Source organism: Salinifilum ghardaiensis (assembly GCF_054491345.1).
In genome coordinates this window covers 3038805-3064509 of record NZ_CM137101.1, presented here as the reverse complement: position 1 = coordinate 3064509, position 25705 = coordinate 3038805, and the positions used below count along the sequence as shown (strand labels likewise).

The following is a 25705-nucleotide window of genomic DNA, read 5'->3' as shown; positions in this document are numbered from 1 at the left end:
CGCTGCGCCGATCCCGCGAGCACCGCCGCGCCGCGGTTGCGGGCGACGTGCTTCGAGGGTGGGCGCCGGAGGCGTTCCGCTCCAGAGGCGATGGTCCCGGTGCGCCGGGGTAGCGGGGCGCCTTCGGGCAGCGGTGGCGAACGGCCGGCGGCGCAGTTTTCTCCTGCCGGGTCCCCGCTGCGCCCGCTCGGCGGGTGGAAGCTCCGCGCTCCACCTCCCGCGGCGACCGGTGCGGGGCTGGCGGCCGACGTTCCGCACGCGGATCCGGGCCGATTTCCTCTGTGCAGGCGGGTTGTCCGTGCGCAACACTTCAGGGGGAGGCTCCGACGCAGCGGAGAGGGGGGAGGCCCGATGTTCCGCCGTCACGAGCGCCGCCAACTCGAGGAGATCGAGCGGCGGCTCATTTCCGACGACCCGGATCTCGCGCGGAGGATGAGCGGCTCTCGTCCTGTGGCGCGGGTGATGGCGTGGATGACCATGTGGCGCGCGCTGGGAGTGCTGGCGGGGGGTCTCGCGGTGCTGTGCCTGTTCCTCGGCGCGGGGTCGGGATTCCTCGTCGCGGGGATGCTCGCGGGAGTGCTCCTGATCTACGCGCGGTGGAGGGACCAGGGCGAGCAGGGGGGCTCCTCGATGACCTCACCGGGAGGCGGAGTGGTGTAGTCCCGCTCCCATGCGAAGGTGGCACGTGGAGCGCTCCGCCGCACCTGCCGGACGCGGTGGAGCCGTCCGGCGGCGCCTCGAGGCGCCCGCCCTACCGCTCCGGCTTGCGGGCGGCGGGAGTGACTTACGGCCCTGGCGACGACCGGGCACCGCCGCGCAGCGTGGGGAGAGCGCGCGGTGGAGAGCGGAGGACCACCGCGGTGCCCGCCGCATCCCGGGGCGGGCCTGCCGGTGGTTCCCGCGCAGGATCGACGTCGTCGGGGAGGGCGCGATGAACACCCACCAGACGAACGCCCCCGAGGACGAGGCGCTCCGCGAGCTCGCGGCGATGACGTCACGGGACGCAGCATCCCGGGCATCGAGGAGTTCGGCGGGCTCGTCGACCTCGACCAGCCGCTGCCGCTGACGTTCATCGAGCAGTACGCGCTCGCGGAAGCCACCGCCGAACTCGCCACGACCTGCTACGCGGGTGTGCTGATGCTCCAAGCGATGGGGCTGGGCGGGTGGATGTTCGACGGGATCGACCGGTTCTCCGCGCTGGGCGCCTCGGGCGATCCGGAGGTGCCGGGCCTCGGTTTCCGCTACGACGAGGACGAGCGCTGGTCGACGCCCAACCCCACCGGCCTGCCCGGCGTGTTCGAGGCCCGCTGCCCGCCGCACCACCCCGACATGGCGGCGGCCGTCGAGGCCTTCGCCGAGCGCGAGTTCGGGCGGGGAGGCCCGTCGCGGCGGACGGGCTCCCGGCCGAGGGCTGACTGCCCTCGGCGCGGACGGGCCCGGGCAGCACGGCTAATCGGTCGCGCCGACCCCGTGCATGCGCGCGTGCAGCTCGCGGATTTCCGCCGCGAGCTCGGGATCCGGCCCGGTCGCCGGGATGTCCGGTGCGACCGCGTTGATGGGGAGTGCGGCGACGGGCCCCGGGGCCACGCCCCATTCGTGGTGCCAGGCGGCGAGTTGTTCGCTGCTCGTGGCGTAGACGATGCCTCCGAGCCCGACCCAGGCGTGGGCGGCGCTGCACATCGGGCAGTGCTCGCCCGAGGTGTAGACGGTGCTCGCGCGGCGTTCCGCCGGGGTGAGGTGCTCCGCTGCCCAGCGGGCGATCGCGAACTCGGGGTGCCGGGTCGCGTCGCCGCCGCTGACCCGGTTGCGGTCTTCGAGGCGGACCGCGCCGCGGGCGTCGACGAGCAGGGAGCCGAAGGGTTCGTCGCCCTCGGCGAGCGCTGCCTCCGCGAGCGCGACGCAGCGGCGCAGGTGAGCGCGGTCCTGATCGGTGAAAGGCTGGGGGCTCTTCGTCTCCGGCACGGTGCGACGCTAGCACCGCGCGGAGTCGCGCGGGGTCTGGTGCTCGGCCGTCCGGACGCACCACTGCTGCCGACCCCGGCAGAACAGATGTACATGTACACTTGTTCCGAAAAAGGGGGTGGCATGACGCGCGAACCCAGCACGGGCTCGTCGCCGCAGCGGGCGCGCCGGGACCCGCGCGGTCGCCGGCGGGCGATCGTCGAGGCCGCTGCGGAACTGATCGTCGAGCAGGGAGCCGGTGAGCTCACCCATCGGGGGGTGGCCTCCCGGGCGCAGGTGTCCCTGGGGGCGACGACCTACTACTTCGCCACGCTGCACGAGCTCGAAGTGGCGGCGCTGCAGCACCTCGGTGCGGAGATCAGCGGTTGGGTGGACGGCGTGCGGCGGGAACTCGACGCCCGCGGCGGTGATCCCGCGGCGCTCTGCGAGTTCCTGCGCACCTACCTGCAGGACCGCGGTCAGGTCCGCGCGGACTTCGCCCTGATCGCCAGCGCCGTCGACGACCCCGAGCTGCGCCCCCTGGGGCAGATCTGGTTCGACGGCCTGGTCTCCGCCCTGGCCGAGCACACCGACCCGGACGCGGCGCGGGCGATCGCCGTGTTCAGCGACGGTGCCGTCGTGCACGCCCTGCTGCACGACGAGCCGCTGGACACCGCCTTCCTGCACCGCACCGTCGCCGCTCTCATGAGCGCGGAGCACGGCGCGGAAGCCGGGAGCGGCACGTGAGCACCCTGCAGAGCCCGCCCCGTGCGCTGTCCCACCGGCGCCGCTGGTCGTGCCTGGCCGTGCTGTCGGCCAGCCTGCTGGTCGTCGCCATGGACATGACGCTGCTCAACGTGGCACTGCCCGACCTGGCCGCGCACCTGCACCCCACCGCCGACCAGCAGCTGTGGATCGTCGACGTGTACTCCGTGGTGCTGGCGGGGCTGCTGGTGCCGATGAGCGCCCTGGCCGACCGGTGGGGGCGCAAGAAGCTCCTCCTCGCCGGCTTCGCGGTCTTCGGCGGCGCGTCCCTGCTGGTCCTGGCCGCCGACGACCCCGCAGCGGTGATCGCGGTGCGCGCGCTGCTCGGCGCCGGCGGGGCGATGATCATGCCCACGACGCTGTCGATGATCCGCACGGTCTTCACCGACCCGCAGGAGCGCGCCCGGGCGCTCGGCGTGTGGGCGGCGATCTCCTCCGTCGGCATGGCGGTGGGGCCGATCATCGGCGGACTGCTGCTCGAGCGCTTCTCCTGGCACGCCGCTTTTCTGGTCAACGTGCCGCTCATGGTCGCGGCGGTGGTCGCGGGTGCGCTGCTGCTGCCCGAGGCGCGCGATCCCGAACCGGGGCGCTGGGACGTGCTCGGCACCGCGCAGGCCATCGCGGGCATGGTCGCGCTCGTCTGGGCCGTCAAGCACTTCGCCGAGGCCGGCGTCGCCGACGTCCTGGGCTGGACCGTCCTGGCCGGTGCCGCGGTGGTGCTGACGTGGTTCGTGCTGCGCTGCTTGCGCCGGCCCGACCCGCTGCTGGACGTGCGGCTGTTCGCGGGGCGCCCGTTCACGGCCGGGGTGCTGGCGGCGCTGACGGCGATGCTGACCATGGCGGCGCTGCTGCTGCTGATCGCGCAGTGGCTGCAGCTCGTGCTGGGGGTGTCCCCGCTGATGGCCGGCGTGTACCTGGCGCCCATGGCCGCGTCCACCATGGTGGCCTCCCCGCTCGCGCCAGCGCTGGCTGCCCGCATCGGAGCTCGTGCGACGCTGGCGGGAGGGCTGGCCGTGGCGGGTGTGGGCTTCCTCGTCCTCGCGGCCGCCCCCGTTCCGCTGTCCTACCCGCCGGTGCTGGTGGCGATGGTGCTGCTGGGGGCCGGCGGGGGGTCGCTGGCGATCGGTTCGGCCATCATCATGTCCGGCACGCCCGCGGCCAAGGCCGGCAACGCCGCCGCCATCGAGGAAACGGCCTACGACCTCGGCAACGTGCTCGGCGTGGCCATCCTGGGCAGCATCGCCTCGGCGCTGTACCGCTCGCGGCTCGACACCTCCGGTCTGCCCCGGCTGGACGGTGCGCAGATCACCGCTGCGCGGGAGTCGCTGGGCGGGGCCCTGGACGTCGCCGCGCGCACCGGCAGCGCCGAGCTGGCAGCCCGGGCCGGTTCGGCCTTCTCCGCGTCCCTGGTGCAGGTCGGGCTGATCGGAGGGCTGAGCACGCTCGCCGCTGCGGTGGCGGTCTACGCGCTGGTTCCCCGCGGGCTGGACGTGAGCCAGCAGCAGCACTGAGCGCGGCCGCGGCGCCCGCGCGAGCACCCCCGGGGAGGGTCAGCCCGAAACCCGCGGTGTTCCGGGGTCGTCGCGGGAGGGCTGTTCGGAGGCGGTGAAGTAGTGCGGGGCCAGCGCCTCGACGGTGTCGATGTCGCTGAACACCTCGCGCAGGTGCCCCCGCAACGCGGTCTCGGCGGTTCCGGGGGCTCCGCCCGCGAGCTCGTCGACGATGTGCGCGTGCTGCTGCAGCATGCGTTCGAGCGTGCCCTCCATCGGCAGGCAGGCGCGCCGGGCGCGGTCCAGGTGCCCCTTGGCCGACCGGACGACGTTCCACGCGGTTCCGCGGCCGGCCATCTCCATCATCGTGCGGTGCAGCTGCTCGTCGAGTTCGAAGAACTGCTCGACGTCGGCGGCGTCGACGGCGAAGCGCTGCTGTCCGAGGATGCTGCGCAGGCGGGCGATCTGCGCGGTTCCGATCTCGGGGGCGAGCTCGCGCAGCGAGGCGAGCTCGAGCGCTTCGCGCAGGAACTGCGCATCGGCGACGGCGGCCGGGTCGATGCGCGAGACGAAGGTGCCCATCTGCGGGTAGATCTCGACCAGGTTCTCGTTGACGAGCAGGATCAGCGCCTCGCGCACGGGGGTGCGGCTGACGCCCAGTTGCTCGGCCAGCTCCTTCTCCGCGAGGGCACTGCCCGGCGGCAGGCTCAGGTCCAGGATCCGGCGGCGCAGTTCGGCGAGCACGACGTCCCGGGTCGTGGTCCCGCGGTTCCTCCGTGCGGCAGTCATCCCTTGTGATCCTAAACGGCGATGTGCTTCAGTGTCGCACTAGTATATTAGTAGACACAGGGAGGTCGCGTTGACGGCAGGCGCGAACGTCCAACCGCAGGATCCCCAACCGCAGGATCCCTACGTGCTGCGGTCGGCCGACGTCACCGAACCACCCGAGGGGTGGCGCGGGTCCCTGCGCTTCCTCGGCCCGGGCCTGGTCCTGAGCGCCTCGATCGTCGGATCGGGCGAGCTCGTCACCACCACGGCCCTCGGCGCCGAGGCGGGATTCGCCCTGCTCTGGCTGGTCATCATCAGCACCCTGGTCAAGGTCGCCGTTCAGGCCGAGCTCGGCCGGTGGGCGATCGTCACCGGCCAGCCCGCCCTCGAGGGCTACAACAAGGTCCCGCCCCGGTTCGGTCGGCTCGGCTGGATCAGCCTGCTGTGGATGCTCATGGCCGTGATCAAGGTGCTGCAGAACGGCGGAGTCGTCGGCGGGCTCGCCGCCGCGCTGAGCATCCTGTTCCCGATCGCCTCCGGGCCGCTGCAGTTCCCCTCGCTGGCGTTCTGGACGAGCGTCGTGGTGCTCGCCGCGATCGTGTCGCTGTACTCCAACCGGTACTCGGTGATCGAACGCGGCGCGGTCGGTCTGACGATGGTGTTCGTCCTGATCACCTGCGCGATCGCCTTCGGCCTGCCGCTGACCGACATCGGCTACGGCCTCGACGACCTCGCCGGCGGGATGCGCTTCTCCCTGCCCGCCGGGGCGGTGGGAGCCGCCATCGCCATGTTCGGGTTGACCGGCGTGACCTCCGACGAGATCACCTACTACCCCTACTGGTGCCTGGAGAAGGGCTACGCCCGCTGGACCGGGCCGAACGACGGCAGCGAGGACTGGAAGCGCCGCGCCCGCGGCTGGATCCGCGTGATGTACCGCGACGCGATCCTGTCGTGGGGCGTCTACACGGTGGGGACGATGGCCTTCTTCATCATGGGCGCGGCCGTGCTGCACCCCGCGGGACTCGTCCCCGAGGGCAACGACATGATCATCACGCTGTCGCACATCTACACCGGCACCCTCGGCGAGTGGGCCAGCGGCGCTTTCCTGCTCGGCGCGGTGGCCGTGCTCGGCTCCACCCTCTGGGCCGCGCTGCCGGGCTGGACCCGGGTGGCCGCCAACGCGGTCGCGCTGTGCGGCGTGTTCAACTGGCGCGACGGACGGCAGCGGCGCCGGTGGATGCGCCTGTTCACCGTGCTGTTCCCCGTCATCTGGGGCAGCGCCTACCTGTTCTTCGCCGAACCCGTCCTCATGATCCAGACCGGCGGGCTGATCGGCGGGCTGTTCCTCGTCGCGGTCACCATCGCCGCCTGGTACCTGCGGCGGACCGAAGTGGACGCCGAACTGCGCGGAGGACCGTGGTTCACCGCCGCGCTCGCCCTCAGCAGCCTGCTCATCGCCGGACTCGGCGTGCACAACGCGATCAGCCTCGGAGGTGCGTCCTGATGCGCACGAGCGAACCCAACCGCGCGGCCGTCCTGCACGGGGCGAAGGACCTGCGGCTGCAGGAGCGCGCGACCCCGCGCCCCGCGGACGGCGAAGCGCTGGTGGCAGTGGAAGCGGTCGGGCTGTGCGGGTCCGATCTGCACTACTACTGCGACGGGCGCAACGGCACCAACGCGCTCACCGCACCGGCGGTGCTCGGCCACGAGATCGGGGGCGCGGTGCTCGAGACCGGTCCGGGGGCTCCCGGCGAGCTCCGCGGGTGCCGCGTCGTCGTCGAACCGGCCGTGCCCTGCCGGACGTGCCCGCTGTGCACCGCCGGGCGGTACAACCTCTGCCCGCGCACGAGCTGCCTGGGGTCCCCTCCGGTCGACGGCGGGTTGACGCACTACCTGGCGGTTCCCGCCGCGCACCTGCACCCCGCGCCGGCCGGGCTGGAGGCCGCGGCCGTGCCCCTGCTGGAACCCCTGGCCGTGGCGGTGCACGCCCTCCGCCGCTGCCGGTTCACCCCCGCTGAGTCGGTGCTGGTCACCGGGGCGGGAACGATCGGCCTGCTCACCGCCCAAGTGGCGCGGGCGTGGGGAGCGGGCGAGGTCGTCGTCAGCGATGTGCACCCGGAGCGCCTGCGCACCGCGCGCGCCCTCGGCTTCGACCGCGCGGTCCCCGCGGGCGAGCTCGGCGGGATCAGCGTGGAGCGCGCCCTGGAGTGCTCGGGGACGGTCGAGGCGCTGTCGAACGCGCTGGCCGCCACCGCCCCCGGCGGGGGCGTGGCGCTCGTCGGCACGATCCCGGCCGAGCACGGAGCGACCGCGCTCAGCGCGATCCAGCGCCACGAGGTGGACCTCGTCGGCGCGTTCCGCTACGCGGGCAGCTTCCCGGAGGCCGTCGACCTCGTCGCGCGCGGTGCCGTGGACGTGCGCGCCCTGATCACCGATCGCTTCCCGCTGGACCGGGCGGGAGAAGCCCTCGAGCACGCCGCCGGCGGAGGCGGGCTGAAAACCGTCGTCGACTGCGCGGCCGCGGCGTGAGGCCCGCCGCCGCAGCACGCACGCCCTGAGAGGAAACCATGAACATCACCGACGTGCGCGTGATCGCGACCTGCCCGGGACGTAACTTCGTCACCGTCAAGGTCGTCACGGACGAGGGGCTCACCGGGGTGGGCGATGCCACCCTCAACGGGCGCGAGCTCGCCGTCGCCGCCTACCTCGCCGAACACGTCCGCCCGCTGCTGCTCGGCCGCGACGCCGGCCGCATCGAGGACACGTGGCAGTACCTCCACCGCGGCGCGTACTGGCGGCGCGGCCCGGTGACCATGACGGCGATCGCGGCCATCGACACCGCGCTGTGGGACATCAAGGGCAAAGCGGCCGGCATGCCCGTCTACCAGCTGCTCGGCGGGGCCAGCCGCGACCGCGTCATGGTCTACGGCCACGCCCAGGGCAGCACCATCGAGGAGACCGTCGCCGACGTGGGGAGGTTCCTCGAGCGCGGATACCGCGCCGTGCGCGCCCAGGTCGCGGTGCCCGGGCTGGCCGGCACCTACGGGGTCGGCTCCGGTGGCGATCGCTACGAACCGGCGTCGAGCGGTCTGCCGGAGGAGACGCTCTGGTCCACCCCGGAGTACCTCGACCACGCCCCGGCCCTGTTCGCCGAGATCCGCCGCGCGCACGGCTACGGCTTCCACCTGCTGCACGACGTCCACCACCGGCTCAGCCCCATCGAGGCGGCCCGCCTGGGCAGGGCGCTGGAGCCCTACCGGATGTTCTGGATCGAGGACCCCACCCCGTCCGAGGACCAGACGGCGTTCCGCCTCCTCCGCCAGCACACCACGACCCCGCTCGCCACCGGCGAGATCATCAACTCCATCATCGACTGCCAGTGGCTGATCACCGAACGGCTCATCGACTACATCCGCACCTCGGTCGTGCACGCCGGCGGGATCACCCACCTGCGGCGGATCCTGTCGCTGGCCGAGCTCTACGGGGTCCGCTCCGGTTCGCACGGCGCCACCGACCTCTCCCCGGTGTGCCTGGCCGCTGCTGTGCACGTGGACACCTCCGTGCCCAACTTCGGCGTCCAGGAGTACATGCCGCACGCCCCGGAGACCGACGCGGTGTTCCCGCACAGCTACCGGTTCGCCGACGGTCACCTGCTGCCCGGCGAGACGCCGGGGCTCGGCGTCGACATCGACGAGGACGCCGCCGCCGAATTCCCCTACGATCCGGCCTACCTGCCGGTCGCCCGCCTTCGCGACGGAACCATGCACGATTGGTGACCACGATGGATGCACTCAACCTGCGGAACCTGGAACTGCTGCCGGCCTCGGCCCGACCGGACCCGGACCCGCGGAGCCTGACGACCGGGATCGTCCACTTCGGAATCGGCGGGTTCCACCGGGCGCACCAGGCGGTCTACACCGAGGACGCGATGGCGGCCGCCGGCGACCCGCGGTGGGCGATCACCGCCGTCACCCAGCGCAGCCCGCGGATGCGGGACCAGCTCGTCCCGCAGGACGGGCTGTACGCGGTCGCCGCGACCGACGGCGCGCACGCGCGGTACCGGGTCGTCGGTGCGGTGCGCGAGGTGCTGGACGGGACTGCGCAGCTCGGAACCGCCCTGCACCGCATCGCCGACCCCGCGGTCACCGCGGTCACCCTGACCGTCACCGAGAAGGCCTACCGGCTCGACCCGGCCACGGACCGGCTGGACACCGCCGACCCGGAGATCCGCGCCGACGCCGCCGGACGCGCTCCGCAGACCGTCCTCGGCCGGCTGGTCGCCGGGCTGCAGCGGCGACGCAGCGCCGACGCCGGACCGATCACCGTGCTCTGCTGCGACAACATGTCGGGCAACGGGGCCGTGCTGCGGCAGGCCGTGGCCGACTACTGCGCGCTGCTGCCGGACGCGGTGGAGGAGTGGATCGCCGCGAACGTCGCCTTCCCCTCCACCGCCGTCGACCGGATCGTGCCGGCCACGACCGAGCAGGACCGCCGAGCGGTGGCCGAAGCGCTGTCGGTGGCCGATGCGGCCCCGGTCGTCACCGAGCGGTTCACCCAGTGGGTCGTCGAGGAGGGAGCAGCAGCTGCCCTGCCCGCGTGGGGGAAGGCGGGGGCGTTGTTCGTCCCGGACGTCGGCCCGTACGAGCGGCGCAAGCTGCGCACGCTCAACGCGGCGCACTCGCTGCTGGCCTACCTCGGCTGCCTGTCCGGGGCGGACACGATCGCCGCAGCCGTCGGCGTCGACGAGTTCGCCCGGGCGGCCCGTCGGTTGGCGCTGCACGAGGCCGGGCCCGCGCTGCCCCGGACCACGTGGCACGACTACCCGGAACTCGAGTCCTACGTGGACGCGGTGCTGGCGCGGTTCGCCAACCCGGCGCTGCGGCACACCACCACCCAGGTGGCCGCGGACGGCTCGCGGAAGATCCCGCCCCGGCTCGTGGGCACGATCCGCGCGGCCTACGCGCGCGGCGCGGAACCCGCCGCGGCGCTGCTGACCACCGCGGCGTGGGTGCGGTGCGTCCTGGCGGGGAAGAGCCAGGACGGTGCACCCCTGGACATCGACGACCCGGCTGCGCCCGCGATGCGCACCGCCGCCGCGGGCAGGTGCGGGCGCGATGCGGTGCGCGCGGCCCTGGCGGCGGCCGGACTCGACCGGGAACTGCTGGACACCGAGCGCTTCCTGGAGGCGGTCACCGCCTACGAGGCGGAGCTCGCGCGCGGTGACGTGCGGGCGGTCGTGCGCGACATGACCGGGCCTTGAATCGGCGCAAGTTCCGGCCTTCAGGCCGGAGGTAGTCGGTCAGGAGTGGTTTTGGTCGGCGCGCTACGGAGGGCGTCGCTGGTTCTCCACGTACTGCCGGATGATGCTCAGCGGCGCCTCACCGCACGAAGCAGCGAAGTGGCTCGGAGACCAGAGCTTGCCGCTGCGGGTGCGCACTCGGAACTGCTGCTTCAGCCGCCGCGAGGACACGCCCTTCAGGCTGTTCACCAGTCGTGACACCGCCACCTGCGGTGGATGTTCGACCAGTAGGTGCACGTGGTCATCCTCGCCGTTGAACTCGGTTAAGTCCGCGTCGAAGTCGGCGCACACCTTGCCGAACACCGACGTCAGAAAGTCCAAGTGTTCGCCGGTGAGTACGTCCCGTCGATACTTCGTCACAAAGACCAAATGAACGTGCATGCCGAAACGCAGTGTCTACCAGTGCGATAGTCTTCAGTGTCAGCCATAGACCAACATGATGCAGTGATCCCCGAAGGGAGGTGATCAGCCGTGCAGTTGCGGTACCGCTACCGGCTCTACCCAGACGAGGTTCAGCGGCGGGCGCTGGCGCAGGCGTTCGGCAACGCTCGTGTGGTCTACAACGACGCGGTGCGCGCCCGCCAGGACGCCTACCAGGCAGGGGAGAAGTACCCGAGCGGCACCGTGTTGCAGAAGCGGCTGATCACCGAGGCGAAATGCACCGACGAACGCGGTTGGCTCGCGGAGTGCTCCAACATCGTGCTGCAGCAGGCCATCCGCGATGCTGATGCCGCCTACAAGAACTTCTTCGACTCGAAACAGGGCAAGCGTGCTGGCAAGCGGGTGGGTGCTCCCCGGTTCAAGTCCAAGCGCGACCGGCGGCAAGCGATCCGGCTGCACACCGGCGGGTTCTCGATCGGGGGCAACGGCACGCTGCGTCTCGCCCGGATCGGCGACGTCTCCGTGGCATGGTCGCGGGTCCTGCCGAGTGCGCCGAGTTCGGTCACCGTGGTCAAGACCGCCGAGGACCGGTATTTCGCGTCGTTCGTCGTCGAGACTGGCGACGACACCCTGCCGGCCGCGGTCGACGGGCACGGCCACGACGTGGAACTCGGACTCGACCTCGGGTTGTCGGCGTTCGCGGTGGACCAGCACGGCCGCGTCATCGACAACCCGAAGGTGCTGCGCCGGGCCGAACGCAAACTCAAACGGGCCCAACGGGAACTCAGCCGCAAGCGACGCGGCTCGAACAACCGCAACAAAGCACGCAAGAAACTCGCCCGTGCTCACGCGAAGGTCGCCGACACCCGCGGGGACTGGCTGCACAAGGCCACGACCAGCATCGTTCGTGAGAACCAAACGATCGTGCTGGAAGACCTGGCCGTCTCCGGCCTGGCCCGCACTCGGGTGGCGAAGTCCGTGCACGACGCGAGCTGGGGCACGTTCCGCCGCCAGCTGGAGTACAAAGCCTCACGGTACGGACGCCACCTGGTGATCATCGACCGATGGTTGCCGACGTCGCAGACCTGTTCCGACTGCGGCCGCCTCGACGGGCCGAAACCCCTCGATGTGCGCACCTGGTCGTGCCCGTGCGGCACGGTGCACGACCGGGATCAAAACGCCGCGAAGAACATCCTCGCCGCAGGGCGGGCGGAGAGGCAAAACGCCTGTGGAGCCGACGTAAGACCCGCTACGCGGGCGGTTGCGTGGAAGCAGGAAGCAGCGGGACCCCGCGAGGGAACACCGCTCCGCACGCGGCGTAGCCGCGTCGGAATCCCCGCCGTTCACGGCGGGAAGCACGTCAACTGAGCGCGCAACAGTGCGCGGAGTCGGTGCGCGAGCGGACAGGTGCAGGGGGAGGTTCCGGAATGCGGTGGAGCGGGCGGTTGCGCCGCGCGGAGGCGGTCGGGGTCGAGGTCGTTCACCGCGTCGTCACCGGTGGGGACAGCGCGGTGCCGGTGCGGGACTACGTGCCGGTGCGGGGCCGGCGTGCGCGTCCGCTCCTCTGGGTGCACGGCGGTGCGTTCCACTCCGGCAGCCTCGACATGGCCGAGTCCCACGCCGTCGCCCTCGCGGTGGCGCGCTCGGGGCGGACGGTGCGGACCGTGGACTACCGGCTCGTGCCGCGCGGACCCGTGCTGGGAAACCGGCCGCTGCGACCGTCGGCGAACCGGTACCCGGCCGCTGCCGACGACGTCCACGCGGCCACCCTCGACCTGATGTGCGCCGCCGAGGGGCCCGTGGTGCTCGGCGGCGCGAGCGCGGGGGCCTGCCTGGCGGTCACCGCTTCGCTGCGCCTGCGGGACGGCGGCGAACTGCCCGCGGCGCTGGTGCTCGCCTACGGCACGTTCCACGCGGAACTCCCGGCGCTGCCGGAGTCCGTGCGGGCGCGACGGCGCGGCGCGCTCGGATGGCTGCAGTTCACCCCCGCCATGGTGCGGGGGATGAACGTCAACTACGTCGGCTCCGAAGCCCTGCTGACCGACCGGTTGGCCTTTCCCGGAGGAGGGCGGCTCGAGGGGCTGCCCCCGAGCCTCCTCGTCGACGCCGACCGCGACACCCTCCGCGCCTCGGGGGAGACCTTCGCCGAAGAGCTGCGTTCCGCCGGCGTCACCACCGAGCACGTCGTCGTGCCCGGAACGTTCCACGGGTTCTTCTCCGCGCCGTGGTCGCGCGGGTACCGCCGGGGGATCGCGCACGTGCTCCGCTGGCTCGACCTGCACGAGTGAAACGGGACCGGCACGGCGGTGTCGCGGCCGGGACCTCGGTGGCCGGCGCCCCACGGCGGTCTACGATCGACTGCCGTCTTCCTTGCGGGCGGTGAGGCGTTCGACGATGCCGGCTTTGAACCGGTTGTGCTGCTCGACGTCGAACCCGGCGGTGCGCACGTGGCGGATCGGTCGGCGGCGGAAGTGCTCGCCGCCGACCGGGACCGTGACCAGCTCGAGCAACCGCTGGAGCGCCCGCACCGCTCGCGAGGTGCTGACGACGTGGTCGGCCAGCAGCAACCGCCCGCCCGGTTTGAGCACGCGGTGCATCTCGGCGACGGCGGCGCGGTCGTCGGGGATCGCGCACAGCGAGAACGTGCAGACCGCGGTGTCGAACGAGGCATCGGGGAAGTCCAGCCGCTGGGCGTCACCGAGGGCGAGCTCGACCCGGTGCCCCGCGGTGTCCGCGCGATTTCGGGCGTGCTCGAGCATGCCCGGGCTGAAGTCGATGCCCGTCAGCTGCACGCCCGACGGGTAGAAGCCCAGGTTCAGGCCCGTGCCGACCGCCACTTCGAGGACCGCGCCCTCGGCCTGCCGGCACAGCCACTCCCGCGTGTCGCCGAAGAACCGGCGTTCGGCGAACCCCATCTGGCGGTCGTAGGTCCGGGCGTGCTTGTCCCAGTGGCGCCGCAGCCGCGCCGGGTCGTCGGACGGGGATCTCATGGCGCCCTCCACGGGCTCCGGCTGGACGTGCTCCTGCGCGCGACAGGCGAAGCCCATGATGTGCAGCGGCACCGCCTCCGCGCAACCGCCGGCGCCCCGGAGGTGCCGACCGGACGGCCGCGGAGCCCCGCGAGTGCGGGGGACCGGCCTCGCGGCCGCGCCGGGCAGCCGCCGGTGCGGCCGAGCCCACGAGCACGGCCGCACCGGGCTCGGCCGCCGCGGGATCAGCCCCAGATCTCCTGAGCGGTCTCGACGATCAGCGAGAGCTTGGCCCACTGCTGGTCCTCGGTGAGGTCGTTGCCCTCCTCGGTGGAGGAGAAGCCGCACTGCGGCGACAGGCACAGCTGCTCCAGCGGCACGAACTTGCTCGCCTCCTCCACGCGGCGCTTGAGGTCGTCCTTGGACTCCAGCTCCCCGCTCTTGGTGGTGACCAGTCCGAGCACGACCTGCTTGCCCTCCGGGACGAACCGCAGCGGCTCGAAACCGCCGGAGCGCTCGTCGTCGAACTCCATGAAGAAGCCGTCCACGTCGAGCTCGTTGAACAGCACCTCGGCGACGAACTCGTAACTGCCCTCGGCCACCCAGGAGGACTGGAAGTTTCCGCGGCACATGTGCGTGGTCACGCGCATGCCCTCAGGGCGGCCCGCCAGCGCCGCGTTCATCTGGCGGATGTAGCGCTCGTGCTGGTGCTCGCCGTCCTCACCGCGCTCGGCCAGCATGGCGCGCTGGCGAGGGTCGTTGAGGTAGGCGAGGCTCGTGTCGTCCAGCTGCAGGTACCGGCACCCGAGCTCGGCGATGCCGCGGATCTGCTCGGCGTAGGCGGTGGAGAGGTCGGCCCAGAACTCGTCGGCGTCGGAGTACACCGCGGGGTCGATCTGCGCCGAACCGCCCCGGTAGTGGACCATGCTCGGCGAGGGGACCGTCAGCTTCGCCGTCGCGTTCGTCCGCTCGCTCAGGAACCGGAACGCGTCGGCGAAGATCGTCCGCCCCAGCCCGACCTTGCCCGTGACCGCGGTGGCCGAGGGGGCGAAGTCGATGGTGCCGTCGGCGTTGCGGAACTGGACCTGCATCTGCTCGTCGGAGCTGGTGATGCCATCGAGCTGGTAGATGAAGTCCATGTGCCAGGACGAGCGGCGGAACTCCCCGTCCGTCACCGTGGACAGACCGATCTCCTCCTGCCGGCGCACCACGCGGCGGATCGCCTCGTCCTCCACCTGGTGCAGCTGTTCGGCACTGATCTCGCCGGCTGAGTGCTGCTGCCGGGCCTCGCGCAGTTCGCGCGGTCGCAGCAGGCTGCCCACGTGGTCAGCGCGGAAGGGTGGGGCGGAACGCAGGGACATGTTTCACCTCGCAGGGTTCGGGCCTGGCGGCCGGTCTTCATCCCGGCACTCCCGGCGGACCGCGGGAGCGACCGGACGGGGTCAGGTGTGGTCGCGGCGGAGCGCGAGCTTGTCGAGCTTCCCGGTGGCGCTGCGCGGCAGCTCCGCGAGGAACTCGACGTTCTTGGGGACCTTGTACTTGCCGAGGCGCTCGGCGGCGAACTCGGTGATGCCGGAGGCGGTGGTCTCCGCTCCGGGGTGGACGACGACGATGGCCTTTCCGGCTTCGCCCCACGACGGGTCGGGGACGCCGATCACCGCGGCGTCGGCGACCTCGGGGTGCTCCTGCAGGACCGATTCGACCTCGGCGGGGTAGACGTTCTCCCCGCCGGAGATGAACATGTCCTTGATCCGGTCCACGATGCGGTAAAAGCCGCCACCGTCCACTGCGGCCACGTCGCCGGAGCGGAACCAGCCGTCCCGGGTGAAGGCCGCGTCGCTGGCCTCGGGGCGATTCCAGTACCCGTCGACGACGTTCGGCCCTTCGACGAGGACCTCGCCGGGTGCTCCGGAGTCCTCCGCGGCGCTCTCCGGCCGGTCGAGGCGGACATCGCTGAAGAAGTGCGGTTTCCCGGCATGACCGATCCGGTGTGGACTGTCGGCGGCGGAGAGCAGCAGCACTCCCGGGGAGGCCTCGGTCATGCCGTACCCCTGCATGAAGGTGAGCCCGCGTTCGCGGTACCGCCGGATGAGCTCCCGGGGCACGGGAGCGCCGCCGCACATGAGGAACCGCAGGCTCGACAGATCGGCGCCCGCCCACCGCGGCGAGCGGCTCAACGCGTCGAACATGGTCGGCACGCCGAACGCGAGGGTGACCCGCTGCTGTTCGATGAGGTCGAAAGTCCGCTCCACGTCGAATGATTCATCCAGCACGAGCGTGCCTCCCTTGAGCACGGTCGGCAGGCAGGTCATCCCCAGCGCCGCGGTGTGGAACAGCGGAGCGTTCACGAGCGTGACCTCGGTGCTGGCGAGGTCGACGTCCACCACGACGTTGAGCGCGTTCCACACGGCGTTGCCGTGGCTGATCCGGGCCCCCTTCGGCCGGCCCGTGGTGCCGGAGGTGTACAGCAGGAGCGCCGGGTCCTCCTCGGTGACGGGTTCGTCGACCGGATCGGTGGAGGAGGAGTGCACGAGCTCCTCGAGACCTCCTTCGTGCGAGCTGCAGGTGACGGCGAGCAGCTGCAGGCCGGGCCGGTGCTGCTGCAGGCGGCGGGCGGTTTCGCCGTGGCGCCGGTCGTGCACCAGCAACCTCGCACCCGCGTCGTCGAGCACGAACGCCAGCTCCTCGGCGGCCAGCCGCGTGTTCAGCGGGACGAACACGGCCCCCAGCGCGCCGGCGGCGAAGAGCGTTTCCAGGAACGCGGGGCGGTTCGGACCGAGGTAGGCGATCCGCTCCCCGCGGGCGAGGCCCCGCGCGCGCAGCCCGCGGGCGAGGGCGTGCACCCTGTCGCGCAGCTCGGCGTAGGTCTGCGTGCGGCCTTCGTGGACCGTGGCGACGGCGTTCGGCGTGCTGCGGGCGCGTCGCACCGGCCAGGAACCCAGGCCGTGGTCGTGCATGGTCTGCCCCTTCCCGCGCGAGTGCGTGTCCGCCCGGCGGGCTGTGCCGGTGCCGCCGGACGGAGCCGTTCCCCGGTGCGTCCGCGACTACGCCCGGTCGTCGTAGGCGCCCAGGCCCGGCCGGTAGGTCTTGTCGTCGAGGAACTGCTTGAGGCCCCGCTGCTTGCCCTGGTCGGGGTCGTGCCCCGTGGCGGCGTCGAGCTTCGCGTAGAGGTAGTCCTCGGCCTCGTCCCACGAGAGGCGCTTGGCCTTCTTGAACCCGACCTTGGCCGCGCGCAGCACGTGGGTGTTCATCCCCGCCAGCTTCGACGCCACCTCCGCGGTGCGGTCGGCCAGCTGCTCGGCCGGGACCGCTTCGTTGACGAGGCGCATCCGCTCGGCGCGGCGACCGTCGAAGGTCTCACCGGTCATGATGAACCACAGCGCGTCGCGGGTGGGGACGGTCTCGGCCAGCGCTCGGGAGACGAGTCCGCCGGGCGGGATGCCCCAGTTCACCTCGGACAGGCCGAAGGTCGCGTCCTCGGCGGCGATGGCCAGGTCGCAGCACACCAGCGGGGTGAACGCCCCGCCGAAGCACCAACCGTTGACCATGGCGATCGTGGGCTTGGCGAAGTGGATGAGCCGCCGCCACTGCCATTCCGCGCTGTCGCGGCGGGCTCGGACCTCCACGTGCGGTGGGGAGGCGTCGACCTCGCGGAAGTACTCCTCGAGGTCCATCCCGGCGGACCAGGCCTGCCCCTTGCCGGTCAGCACGACGGCCCGGGCCCGGTCGTCGGCCTCGAGCTGTTCCAGGGCCTGGATCATCTCGCGGTTGAGCACCGGGTTCATCGCGTTGCGCTTGTCGGGGCGGTTGAACGACAGCCACCCGATGCCGGAGGTGTCGACGTCGACCTCGACGGTCTCGTACTGAGTCGGGCTCGATCCGCTCGCGTGAGTCGGGCTCGATCCGTTCGCGCTCGGCACAGCAGCTCTCCTCGGGTCGGGTGGGAGCGGAGCCGGTGATACCCACCGAATTCCGGTTCGCGTCCCGGCGCCACCGACGCCGGGACGCTCATCCATCAGGCACCCTGATAATGGAGTTCGCGGTGCTGATGCGCAAGGGGTGCACCCCGCGGACGCGGCCGGCCGCGCCGCCCCTCCCGTCAACTTGGACGCGTTCCGGGGAGCGCGATTTCACGGCGGACCGCGGGGCGGTGCGTCAGGACGTCTCGGCGGAGGAGTCGGCGGGTTCGGGGTTCTGCCCCGCCAGCGGGGCGAGGGCTGCGTAGCTGCGGTGGAGGCACTCCCGGAACACGGCGCGCTCGCCGGGGTTCATCACGTCGAGCACGCGTTGCTCGAGCGAGCGGATGCTCGGATCGCAGGCGGACAGCACCTCGTGGCCGGCCTCGGTCAGGCTGATCAGCAGGGCGCGCCGGTTCGCCTCGTCGCGCCGGCGCTCGACGAGGCCGCGCCGCTCCAGCCAGCGCACCATCTCGTGCATGGTCTGCGGGGTGACGAACGAGCGCCGCGCCAGTTGCGCCGAGGAGAGTTCCCCGCGGGAGGCGAGCACGGTCAGGGCGGTGTACTGCAGCGTCGTGAGCCCGTGCGGGCGCAGCGCGTCGTCCATGAGCGCCCGCGCGACCAGCTCCAGCTGCTTGACCAGGTAGAGCGTCAGCGGTGTCCCGACGTCCGCCGGTTGGTCGGTGTGCTCGTCCACGCCGGTCATCTTCGCACTCCTCCGCGGGCAGGTGGCCGATCAGCCCCGCAGCTCCGAGCTGCGCGGAACGCTCCCCATTCCATCAGCACTCCTGATGGAACGCCGCCCGCATGGCCGGCGCGAGCCCGGCGGGACTGCGGCCACGCCCCGCACCCCCGCAGCCGCGCACCGCGGGCGGGGAGCGGCGCGGAGGGGTTGCTGAGCTGTCCCGGCAGCTCAGCAACCCCTCCGCCGACGACCACGGGTTCGATCACGGCGGCCGCCGCGGGCCGGTGCGACTGCGGTGTCGGACGCGCCGCGCACAATGGCGGCATGGCCGAGGACCAAGCCGGCGGGTGGGAGTTCGTCACCAGCGGGCGACTCCCGCCGGAGGCGGTCGTCTCCGCCGTCGGGTACCGCTCCGCGCTCGAGCAGCCCGCGCTGCACCGCGGGCTGCCGTCGCCGGGGCTGACGCTGGTGCTGACGTTCGACACCCCCGTCGTGTCCGGGACCGGTCCGGAGCAGGCGTTCGGGCCGCAGGCGCACTCGGCGGACGCCCTCCTCGGCGGGCTGCGCACGTCCCCGGCCTACCTCGCCCAACCCGCGGTGCAGACCGGTGTCCAGCTCGCCGTCAGGCCCTTGGCGGCGCGGGCGCTGTTCGGCCTGCCGGCGGGGGAGCTGTGCGAGCACGCGGTCCACGCGCACGAGGTCCTCGGCCGGGAGGTCGAGCTGCTGCGCGAACGCGTGGGCGAACTGCCCACGTGGGGCGAGCGGTTCGCCGTGCTGGACGACTACCTGCGTCGCCGGCTGGCGCAGGCACCCCGGCGCGCACCGCGCGCCGAGGTCGTCGAGGCGTGGACGTGGCTCGCCTGGCACCGGGGTGCCGGGTCGATCGCCGCGCTCTCCCGCCACGTGCACCTCAGCGAACGGCAGCTGACCGCCGTGTTCCGCGCCGAGCTGGGGCTCGCGCCGAAGGCGGTGGCCCGGTTGATGCGCTTCGAGGACGCCCGCCAGCGCATCTCCCGCTCCGTCCGGCAGCAACACCCGCTCGACCTCGCCGCCGCGGCGCACCGGTGCGGCTATGCCGATCACTCCCACCTCGTCCGCGACTTCCGGCAGTACACCGGTGCCAGCCCCACCCGCTGGGTCGCGGAGGAGTTCCGAAACATCCAAGCCGGCGCGGGCCAGCGCGGCGAAGAATTCGGGTATGACCACCACTGAGACGAGGCCGGCACCGACCGTCTGGCCCACCCTGCAAGCGACCGACGCCCACGCGCTCATCGACTTCCTCGTCGGCACCGTGGGATTCGTCAGGACGGCCGCCTACGCCGACGGCGAGCACATCGCCCACGCGCAGCTCGACTGGCCGGAGGGCGGCGGCGTCATGCTCGGGTCCCACCAGCCGGGCTGCGACTGGTCCCGCGAGCCCGGCGCCGCGGGCATGTACGTCGTCACCGCCGATCCGGACGCGTTGTACCAGCGGTTGCGCGCGGCCGGGGTGGAGATGGTCCGCGACATCGAGGACCAGGAGTACGGCAACCGCGAGTTCGCCATCCGCGATCCGGAGGGCAACCTCTGGTCGTTCGGCTACTACCGCGGTGAGCCGCGCCCGTGACCTGATCCGGGCGCTCGCCCGCGGCGAGCGGCGGGCGAGCGCCCGGGTCACCGCAGGCGTCGTGCGCGCAGCACGACGTCGTCGACGTGTCGCGTGCCGAGGGGCGCGAGCGCGGTGCGCGGCCGGGTCTCGTGGATCTGGACGACCCAGTCCTCGCCGAGCAGCGCGGCGATCTCGCCGGCCTGGTAGTAGGCGCCCGGGTCGACCCCGTGCCCGTCGTCCGCCGGCAGGTCCGCCGGGTCGTGCGCGGCGACCAGCAGCGTGCCGCCCGGGGCGACCGCGGCGAGCAGACCGCGCAGCGCGGCGTGCTCGTGCTGCTTCGCCAGCGGGAGGTACTGGGCCGAGACGAGGTCGAAGGAGCTCTCCGGCGGTGTTGTCGTGGTCAGGTCGCCGTGGTGCCACGCCACGCGCGCGGCGGTGTCCTGGTCGTGCTCCTCCGCGGACGCGGCGGCCCGTTCCAGCGCCACGCGGGAGATGTCCACCGCGGTGACGTGCCACCCGCGCGCGGCCAGCCAGAGCGCGTCGGCGCCTTCGCCGCATCCCAGGTCCAGCGCCCGTCCCGGGGGGAGTTCGGCGATCTCGGTGGCCAGCACTCCGTTGACGTTGCCGCTGAAGAGCTGCTCCTGGCTGCTGTAGCGCTCGTTCCAGCTCTGCTCGTCCATGCGCATGTGTTCGAACCTCCGGGGACGGGGGTGTGCTACGCCGACCACCGTGCCGCTGTCGCGCACAGGGCGACAAAAAATTTGCCAGGACAGCAAAAAGGCCTGCCTCCGATCGCCTCCCGGGGCGTCCTGCGCGTCGGAATCCGGGGCACGAGGGGAACGCGGAGTGAACAATTCTTTGATTTCGCGTTTCGGCGGCGGGAATGCGCGGGCGGTCGGATTCCTCCCGGCCTCGTGCGGGACTTCCCGGCGGTGTTCCCGCCCTGCGCGCCGCTGCGCAACGAGGTTCCCGGCAGCGGAGAGCGTGCGCGGCACCCGCACGTTGCGCTCGCACGTACCCCGTTAGGGTGTGGTGCGCATGATCGGCGCGGCCGCGCACTCGCGTACCCCACCGCGGAGATCTCGCGGAGCGGGGCGTGCTCGCACCGCCTCGCCGATCCGCGACGTCACCGCCCGTCCTCCTTGGTTGACGAGAAGCAGGAGAACACGTGTCGATCGGTTGGTTCGAAGCGGTCGTTCTGGGGCTCGTGCAAGGACTCACCGAGTTCCTGCCGATCTCCAGCAGCGGCCACCTGAGAGTCACCGCCGCGCTGGCGGGCTGGCCCGACCCGGGAGCGGCCTTCACCGCGGTGACCCAGCTGGGCACCGAAGCCGCGGTGCTGCTGTACTTCCGCCGCGAGATCGTCAACATCATCGGGGCGTGGGCGGCGTCGCTGGTCAAACCGGAACGCCGCCGTGACCCCGACGCCCGCATGGGCTGGTTCGTCATCCTCGGCACGCTGCCGATCGGCGTGCTCGGCTTCACCTTCCAGGACACCATCGAAGGCGCTCTCCGCGATCTGCGCGTCACGGCCGTGACGCTGATCGTCTTCGGCCTGATCCTCGCCGCCGCCGACCACGTCGGCAGCAACCGGCGCACTCTGTCCGATTTGAACATGCCGCACGCCCTGGGATACGGGTTCGCCCAGGCGCTGGCGCTGATCCCCGGCGTGTCCCGCTCCGGTGGCACGATCACCGCCGGACTGCTGCTCGGGTACCGCCGCGAGGCCGCCGCGCGCTACTCCTTCCTGCTGGCGATCCCCGCGGTGCTGGCCTCCGGAGGCCTGGAGCTGACCAAGATCGGCGAGGGGGCCGCGCCGGCCTGGGGGCCGACGCTGCTGGCCACTGTGGTCTCGTTCTTCGTCGGCTTCGCCGTGATCGTGTGGTTCCTGCGCTACGTCAGCACGCACAAGTTCACCGCATTCGTCGTGTACCGGGTGCTGGCCGGGTTGGCCATCTTCGCCCTGATCTGGGCCGGTGTGCTCGACCCCAACGCGGGCAGCGTCGGCAGTTGACGCGACGGCCGGGCGATTCGGGCGTTCCGCGGAACCGCGCGCATCCGAGCCGGGCGGGCGCGGGAAACCCGGGTGCGGCGAACGCCACCGGTGGGCACCCGTCGCGCCGCCGCCGGATCCGGACGGGCTAGGCTCGGAGCCGCGGGGGCGCCGTCCCCCGTCCGGCGGGTACGGAGCACGAACCGAAAACCCCTGGAGGCGACCATCCGCGTCGACAGACCGGCCACCAAGGCCGCCCTCGTGGTCAACGCGCACTCGCGCACCGGCGGCAAGGCGTACTCGTACGCCCTCGAGCGGTTGCGCGCGCTGGGCGTGCCCCTGGGCGCTACCCATCCGCTGCACGATCCCTCCCGACTGGTCGAAACCGTCAACTCCGCGGCGAAGGCCGGGCACGACCTGATCATCCTCGGCGGCGGGGACGGCAGCGTCAGCTCCGTCGTGGACGTGCTCGCGCACCGCGAACTCCCGCTGGGGCTGCTACCGCTGGGCACCGCCAACGACTTCGCCCGCACCATGCACCTCCCCACCGATCTCGACGAGGCGTGCCGGACGATCGCCCGCGGCCACACCGTCGACATCGACCTGGGGCTGTGCGGGGACAACTACTACGTCAACCGCGCCTCCGTGGGCATCGGCTCCCGCGTGGCGCAGGCGATGTCGCCGAGCCTGAAACGCCGCGTCGGTCCGCTGGCCTACCCGGTCGCCACCGCCAAGGCGTTCTTCGCGCACCGGCCGTTCCCGGCGCGCCTGCGCTTCCCCGATGGCGACCGCGAACCGGTCGACTACGACCGGGTCCTGCAGATCTCCGTGGCCAACGGGCGCTTCTTCGGCGGAGGGCAGATCGCGGCCCCCGACTCCGGGATCGACGACGACGCCCTGGACGTCACGGTCATCCGGCAGGGAGGCCTGCTCGATCTCGTCTCCGTCGTGCGGGGGCTCAAGACCGGCGAACCCAACGCGCAGGTCGACCACTTCCGGACTCGGGCGGTCGACGTGGATACGGACGAGACCCTGCCGATCAACATCGACGGGGAAGTGGTGGACAGCACGCCGCAGCGGTTCTCGATCGCCCGGAACGCGCTGCACGTGGTCGCACCGGAGACCTGGACCGACGCCGCTTAGGGGTCGCGCGGATTGGCGGCCACGTGCTCGACCGCACCGGCCCGTCAGGCAAGCGGCGCAGCCGCTTCATCGCCACGTACGCAGCGGCGCTCAGCGCGCGCTGCCGGCTTCGCCGCCGGGGAGCAGGCGGAAGGCGGCGCGGCGGGCGTGCCGCACCGGTTCCAGGTCGTGCTGGTGCGCCGCGGTGACCACCGCCCCTTCGAGCAGCAGGAACCACTCACCGGCGACGTCCCGGGGCGCGTGGCAGTCCGCCCGTTCGGCGATGCGCCGCAGGTGCTCGCGCACGCTCCGCTTGTGCGCGGCGATGACCGCGCGGCCGGGGTGGTCGGGATCGGGCAGCTCGGCGGCGGCGTTGATGAAGCCGCAACCGCGGAACTCCTCGGCGCGGACCCAGGACTCGTAGGCGTCGAACGTCGCCGCCAGCATTTCTCCGGGCGCGCTCACCCCGGCGAGGTGCCGGCCGAGGTCGTCCTGCCACCGCCGGTCGCGGGCGCGGAGGTGCTCGGCGATCAACCCGTCCTTGGAACCGAAGTGGGCGTAGAGGGTCATCTTGGTGATGCCGGAGTGCTGGGCGATGGCGTTGACGCCGACGCCCCGCAGGCCCTGCTCGTAGAACAGGCGCGATGCGGTCCGCAGCACTCGTTGCCGGGCGGAGCCGGCCTCGGTCTCGTCCCCGGTCGTCATGGCAGCTCCTCCTCGTGCTCTCCCCTTGGGACTATACAGACCGGTATGTAAGGTGAACGCGCGAGCTGCCGACGAAGGAGGAACCGATGCCTGGTCGTCTCGACGCCGTGGCCTTCGACGTGCTGGAAACGCTGCTGGACCTGGGCCCGCTGCGGGAGCGGTGGCGGGAGATCGGTCAACCGGCGGAGTTGCTGGACGTGTGGTTCATGCGCTTCCAGCGCGACTCGATGGCGCTGACCCTCAGCGGGGACTTCGCGGACTTCGACGCCGTGGCGCGGCAGGCGCTGCGCACCGACGCGCGGCACACCGCTTCCGAGGCGGACATCGAGCACGTGCTGGCCGGTTTCGCCGAGCTCCCGCCCCACCCCGATGCGGAACCGGCCCTGCGCCGGTTGTCCGAAGCCGGACTGCGGATCGGCTGCCTGACGGTGGGCAGCCCGGACAACACGCGCCGGTTCCTCGCCGGTGCCGGGCTGGAGCAGTTCGTGGACGGCGTGGTCACGGCGGAGAAGGCCGGCGTGTGGAAGCCGGCCCCCGCGATCTACCGCGCGGCCGCGGCCGAGCTCGGCACGACGCTGGAGCGCATGGCGGTGGTGGCGGTGCACGCGTGGGACTGCCACGGGGCCAAGCGCGCGGGATGCCGGGCCGGGTGGTGCTCCCGGTTGGAAGGGGAACCGGGCGAGGTCTTCGAGCCCGCCGACGTGCGCGGCGAGGACCTCACCGCCGTCGCCGAGGGGCTGCTGCGGCTGTCCGCGGCCTGAGGCGTCGGGCTGGGCGCCGAGCACGCGTGCAACCCTCCTGCAACCCTGCCCCCGGAGGGGAGCATCGGTTCCGATGAACCGCACGTGAACGGCCGTGCACCGCAGGTGCTGTCACGACGTGGCGCAGCGGCGGTGCGGGATCGGAGGTGCCCGATGCGTGGAGTGGTGTACCGGGGCAGGGAGGACATCGCGGTCACCGATGTCGCCGAGCCGGAGTGCGGTCCGGGGAAGGTCAAGCTGCAGGTGGCGCACAACGGCATCTGCGGAACCGACCTGCACGAGTACTTCGCCGGGCCGATCTTCGTCCCGGACGGCGAGGACCACCCGCTGACCGGGAGGCGGCGTCCGCTGGTGATGGGACACGAGTGTCTCCGGAACCGTCACCGAGGTCGGCACCGGTGTGCGGACGTCGCGGTCGGTGACGCGGTGGCGATCGAGCCGTTGTACCGCTGCGACACGTGCCCGGCCTGCCGCGACGGTCGTTACAACGTCTGCCGGCAGATCGGCTTCCACGGACTCATGTCCGACGGCGGCATGGCCGAGCGCACCGTCGTGCCCGCGCGGATGGTGCACGTGCTCCCCGAAGGCGTGGGCACCGGGCTCGGAGCCCTCGTGGAACCGATGGCGGTGGCCCACCACGCGGCGAACCTCGGCTCGGTCGAACCGGGTGAGCGCGCCGTCGTGTTCGGCGCCGGCCCGATCGGCATCGGCGTCTGGTTCGCGCTGCGCGGCATGGGGGTCACCGACATCACCGTGGTCGAACCCGCTGCCGCGCGGCGCGCGGCCATCGAGCGGCTGGGCGCCGACGACGTGATCGACCCGGGGCGCGTCGACCCGGTCGCGCACGTCCGCCAGCGCACCGGTGGAGTCGGCGCCGCCGCCTCCTACGACGCCGCAGGCGTGCGGGCGAGCGTGGAGGCCGGCATCTCCTGCCTGGAGCACCGGCGCCACATGGTCTCGGTGGCGATCTACGAGAAACCCCTGGAAACCAGCCTGATCAACCTCGTCATGCGCGAGACCGCCGTGCGCGGCTCGCTGTGCTACACCGCGCACGACTACGCCGCGGTCATCGATCTGATGGCACGCGGTCACTACGACACGTCCGGGTGGGTCGAGCACATCCCGATGGACGAGGTCGTCGACGCCGGTTTCCGGGCGCTGCACCGGGGCGAGCGGATGAAGGTCCTCGTCGACCCGGCGTGAGGCGAGCGCGGGTCCTCCGGACCGCGCGGTCGGATGCAAGCCCCTGCAACCCGTGCGTCACCGCGGTGACGTCTGGCTG

At 72.3% G+C, this 25705-nt stretch carries 24 protein-coding genes and 1 pseudogene; 15 read left to right on the top strand and 10 right to left on the bottom strand.

Annotated elements, in window-relative coordinates; all coding sequences use genetic code 11:
- Nucleotides 1–351: 351 nt before the first annotated feature.
- Nucleotides 352–660: a DUF3040 domain-containing protein gene (locus ACVGV0_RS13960; RefSeq protein WP_459156108.1), complete on the top strand. Its 309-nt coding sequence runs from the start codon at nt 352–354 to the stop codon at nt 658–660.
- Between the two features lie 789 nt (nt 661–1449).
- On the opposite strand, the gene ACVGV0_RS13955 is transcribed toward ACVGV0_RS13960, so the two are convergent.
- Entirely contained in the window at nt 1450–1962 is a 513-nt protein-coding gene (locus tag ACVGV0_RS13955) for a nucleoside deaminase (protein ID WP_459156107.1), read from the bottom strand.
- A gap of 123 nt (nt 1963–2085) precedes the next feature.
- Between ACVGV0_RS13955 and ACVGV0_RS13950 the strand changes: the two genes are divergently transcribed.
- A complete protein-coding gene (locus ACVGV0_RS13950) occupies nt 2086–2688 on the top strand; it encodes a TetR/AcrR family transcriptional regulator (protein WP_459156106.1) in 603 nt (200 codons plus the stop codon).
- Nucleotides 2685–4217 (top strand): MFS transporter, encoded by a 1533-nt coding sequence (locus ACVGV0_RS13945; protein ID WP_459156105.1) that lies wholly within the window; start codon nt 2685–2687, stop codon nt 4215–4217. Before ACVGV0_RS13950 ends, ACVGV0_RS13945 begins: the two co-directional genes overlap by 4 nt.
- Before the next feature lie 39 nt (nt 4218–4256).
- On the opposite strand, the gene ACVGV0_RS13940 is transcribed toward ACVGV0_RS13945, so the two are convergent.
- Entirely contained in the window at nt 4257–4985 is a 729-nt protein-coding gene (locus tag ACVGV0_RS13940) for a GntR family transcriptional regulator (RefSeq protein WP_459156104.1), read from the bottom strand.
- A gap of 70 nt (nt 4986–5055) precedes the next feature.
- On the opposite strand from ACVGV0_RS13940, the gene ACVGV0_RS13935 reads away from it, so the two are divergent.
- Genes ACVGV0_RS13935 through ACVGV0_RS13920 form a run of 4 tightly spaced genes read left to right on the top strand, consistent with a single transcriptional unit; the run spans nt 5056 to nt 10224 of the window.
- Nucleotides 5056–6468, top strand: a complete 1413-nt coding sequence (locus ACVGV0_RS13935) for an Nramp family divalent metal transporter (RefSeq protein ID WP_459156103.1) — start codon at nt 5056–5058, stop codon at nt 6466–6468.
- A complete protein-coding gene (locus ACVGV0_RS13930) occupies nt 6468–7493 on the top strand; it encodes an alcohol dehydrogenase catalytic domain-containing protein (protein ID WP_459156102.1) in 1026 nt (341 codons plus the stop codon). Before ACVGV0_RS13935 ends, ACVGV0_RS13930 begins: the two co-directional genes overlap by 1 nt.
- 38 nt (nt 7494–7531) lie before the next feature.
- A complete protein-coding gene (gene manD / locus ACVGV0_RS13925) occupies nt 7532–8740 on the top strand; it encodes a D-mannonate dehydratase ManD (protein ID WP_459156101.1) in 1209 nt (402 codons plus the stop codon).
- Between the two features lie 5 nt (nt 8741–8745).
- Nucleotides 8746–10224, top strand: coding sequence for a mannitol dehydrogenase family protein (locus ACVGV0_RS13920; protein WP_459156100.1), 1479 nt, complete (start codon nt 8746–8748; stop codon nt 10222–10224).
- A gap of 63 nt (nt 10225–10287) precedes the next feature.
- Here ACVGV0_RS13920 and tnpA read toward each other — a convergent pair.
- A pseudogene (gene tnpA / locus ACVGV0_RS13915) lies at nt 10288–10691 on the bottom strand (IS200/IS605 family transposase).
- Nucleotides 10692–10734: 43 nt separating this feature from the next.
- Here tnpA and ACVGV0_RS13910 point away from each other — a divergent pair.
- Entirely contained in the window at nt 10735–12012 is a 1278-nt protein-coding gene (locus ACVGV0_RS13910; RefSeq protein ID WP_459156099.1) for an RNA-guided endonuclease InsQ/TnpB family protein, read from the top strand.
- A 59-nt stretch (nt 12013–12071) separates the two neighbouring features.
- Nucleotides 12072–12932, top strand: a complete 861-nt coding sequence (locus tag ACVGV0_RS13905) for an alpha/beta hydrolase (protein WP_459156098.1) — start codon at nt 12072–12074, stop codon at nt 12930–12932.
- 60 nt (nt 12933–12992) lie between these two features.
- On the opposite strand, the gene ACVGV0_RS13900 is transcribed toward ACVGV0_RS13905, so the two are convergent.
- The 5 genes from ACVGV0_RS13900 to ACVGV0_RS13880 all read right to left on the bottom strand — a co-directional run bounded on the left by ACVGV0_RS13900 (nt 12993) and on the right by ACVGV0_RS13880 (nt 18275).
- A complete protein-coding gene (locus tag ACVGV0_RS13900; protein WP_459156097.1) occupies nt 12993–13634 on the bottom strand; it encodes a class I SAM-dependent methyltransferase in 642 nt (213 codons plus the stop codon).
- 224 nt (nt 13635–13858) lie between these two features.
- A complete protein-coding gene (locus ACVGV0_RS13895) occupies nt 13859–14974 on the bottom strand; it encodes a 5-methyltetrahydropteroyltriglutamate--homocysteine S-methyltransferase (RefSeq protein ID WP_459156096.1) in 1116 nt (371 codons plus the stop codon).
- A gap of 81 nt (nt 14975–15055) precedes the next feature.
- Nucleotides 15056–16570, bottom strand: a complete 1515-nt coding sequence (locus ACVGV0_RS13890; RefSeq protein WP_459156095.1) for an acyl-CoA synthetase — start codon at nt 16568–16570, stop codon at nt 15056–15058.
- Nucleotides 16571–16657: 87 nt separating this feature from the next.
- Complete coding sequence (locus ACVGV0_RS13885) at nt 16658–17533, bottom strand: p-hydroxycinnamoyl CoA hydratase/lyase (protein WP_459156094.1); 876 nt, start codon at nt 17531–17533, stop codon at nt 16658–16660.
- Nucleotides 17534–17768: 235 nt separating this feature from the next.
- Nucleotides 17769–18275: a MarR family winged helix-turn-helix transcriptional regulator gene (locus ACVGV0_RS13880; protein ID WP_459156093.1), complete on the bottom strand. Its 507-nt coding sequence runs from the start codon at nt 18273–18275 to the stop codon at nt 17769–17771.
- 303 nt (nt 18276–18578) lie between these two features.
- Here ACVGV0_RS13880 and ACVGV0_RS13875 point away from each other — a divergent pair, with 303 nt between their 5' ends.
- Both ACVGV0_RS13875 and ACVGV0_RS13870 read left to right on the top strand, forming a co-directional pair.
- A complete protein-coding gene (locus ACVGV0_RS13875) occupies nt 18579–19466 on the top strand; it encodes an AraC family transcriptional regulator (RefSeq protein ID WP_459156092.1) in 888 nt (295 codons plus the stop codon).
- Nucleotides 19453–19860, top strand: a complete 408-nt coding sequence (locus ACVGV0_RS13870) for a VOC family protein (protein WP_459156091.1) — start codon at nt 19453–19455, stop codon at nt 19858–19860. The genes ACVGV0_RS13875 and ACVGV0_RS13870 overlap by 14 nt, the downstream gene beginning before the upstream one ends.
- 47 nt (nt 19861–19907) lie before the next feature.
- On the opposite strand, the gene ACVGV0_RS13865 is transcribed toward ACVGV0_RS13870, so the two are convergent.
- Nucleotides 19908–20528: a class I SAM-dependent methyltransferase gene (locus ACVGV0_RS13865; protein WP_459156090.1), complete on the bottom strand. Its 621-nt coding sequence runs from the start codon at nt 20526–20528 to the stop codon at nt 19908–19910.
- 488 nt (nt 20529–21016) lie between these two features.
- Here ACVGV0_RS13865 and ACVGV0_RS13860 point away from each other — a divergent pair, with 488 nt between their 5' ends.
- Both ACVGV0_RS13860 and ACVGV0_RS13855 read left to right on the top strand, forming a co-directional pair.
- Complete coding sequence (locus ACVGV0_RS13860) at nt 21017–21856, top strand: undecaprenyl-diphosphate phosphatase (protein WP_459160013.1); 840 nt, start codon at nt 21017–21019, stop codon at nt 21854–21856.
- A 240-nt stretch (nt 21857–22096) separates the two neighbouring features.
- Nucleotides 22097–22978 carry a diacylglycerol/lipid kinase family protein gene (locus ACVGV0_RS13855; protein ID WP_459156089.1) on the top strand — a complete coding sequence of 294 codons (882 nt, stop codon included), beginning with the start codon at nt 22097–22099 and terminating at the stop codon, nt 22976–22978.
- 90 nt (nt 22979–23068) lie between these two features.
- Here ACVGV0_RS13855 and ACVGV0_RS13850 read toward each other — a convergent pair whose 3' ends face one another.
- Nucleotides 23069–23662 carry a TetR/AcrR family transcriptional regulator gene (locus ACVGV0_RS13850; RefSeq protein WP_459156088.1) on the bottom strand — a complete coding sequence of 198 codons (594 nt, stop codon included), beginning with the start codon at nt 23660–23662 and terminating at the stop codon, nt 23069–23071.
- Nucleotides 23663–23748: 86 nt separating this feature from the next.
- Between ACVGV0_RS13850 and ACVGV0_RS13845 the strand changes: the two genes are divergently transcribed.
- Complete coding sequence (locus tag ACVGV0_RS13845) at nt 23749–24423, top strand: haloacid dehalogenase type II (protein ID WP_459156087.1); 675 nt, start codon at nt 23749–23751, stop codon at nt 24421–24423.
- A 153-nt stretch (nt 24424–24576) separates the two neighbouring features.
- The gene (locus ACVGV0_RS13840) at nt 24577–25626 is read left to right on the top strand and encodes a 2,3-butanediol dehydrogenase (RefSeq protein WP_459156086.1); all 1050 of its coding nucleotides are present in this window, start codon (nt 24577–24579) and stop codon (nt 25624–25626) included.
- Nucleotides 25627–25705: the final 79 nt, after the last annotated feature.

Bases quoted from the DNA above. Each gene is read 5' to 3' on its own strand.
- ACVGV0_RS13880 (WP_459156093.1), bottom strand. From the start codon at position 18,275: ATGACCGGCGTGGACGAGCACACCGACCAACCGGCGGACGTCGGGACA.
- ACVGV0_RS13960 (WP_459156108.1), top strand. From the start codon at position 352: ATGTTCCGCCGTCACGAGCGCCGCCAACTCGAGGAGATCGAGCGGCGG.
- ACVGV0_RS13905 (WP_459156098.1), top strand. From the start codon at position 12,072: ATGCGGTGGAGCGGGCGGTTGCGCCGCGCGGAGGCGGTCGGGGTCGAG.
- ACVGV0_RS13930 (WP_459156102.1), top strand. From the start codon at position 6,468: ATGCGCACGAGCGAACCCAACCGCGCGGCCGTCCTGCACGGGGCGAAG.
- ACVGV0_RS13920 (WP_459156100.1), top strand. From the start codon at position 8,746: ATGGATGCACTCAACCTGCGGAACCTGGAACTGCTGCCGGCCTCGGCC.
- ACVGV0_RS13875 (WP_459156092.1), top strand. From the start codon at position 18,579: ATGGCCGAGGACCAAGCCGGCGGGTGGGAGTTCGTCACCAGCGGGCGA.
- ACVGV0_RS13890 (WP_459156095.1), bottom strand. From the start codon at position 16,570: ATGCACGACCACGGCCTGGGTTCCTGGCCGGTGCGACGCGCCCGCAGC.
- ACVGV0_RS13845 (WP_459156087.1), top strand. From the start codon at position 23,749: ATGCCTGGTCGTCTCGACGCCGTGGCCTTCGACGTGCTGGAAACGCTG.
- ACVGV0_RS13850 (WP_459156088.1), bottom strand. From the start codon at position 23,662: ATGACGACCGGGGACGAGACCGAGGCCGGCTCCGCCCGGCAACGAGTG.
- ACVGV0_RS13900 (WP_459156097.1), bottom strand. From the start codon at position 13,634: ATGAGATCCCCGTCCGACGACCCGGCGCGGCTGCGGCGCCACTGGGAC.
- ACVGV0_RS13865 (WP_459156090.1), bottom strand. From the start codon at position 20,528: ATGCGCATGGACGAGCAGAGCTGGAACGAGCGCTACAGCAGCCAGGAG.
- manD (WP_459156101.1), top strand. From the start codon at position 7,532: ATGAACATCACCGACGTGCGCGTGATCGCGACCTGCCCGGGACGTAAC.
- ACVGV0_RS13870 (WP_459156091.1), top strand. From the start codon at position 19,453: ATGACCACCACTGAGACGAGGCCGGCACCGACCGTCTGGCCCACCCTG.
- ACVGV0_RS13895 (WP_459156096.1), bottom strand. From the start codon at position 14,974: ATGTCCCTGCGTTCCGCCCCACCCTTCCGCGCTGACCACGTGGGCAGC.
- ACVGV0_RS13950 (WP_459156106.1), top strand. From the start codon at position 2,086: ATGACGCGCGAACCCAGCACGGGCTCGTCGCCGCAGCGGGCGCGCCGG.
- ACVGV0_RS13840 (WP_459156086.1), top strand. From the start codon at position 24,577: ATGCGTGGAGTGGTGTACCGGGGCAGGGAGGACATCGCGGTCACCGAT.
- ACVGV0_RS13940 (WP_459156104.1), bottom strand. From the start codon at position 4,985: ATGACTGCCGCACGGAGGAACCGCGGGACCACGACCCGGGACGTCGTG.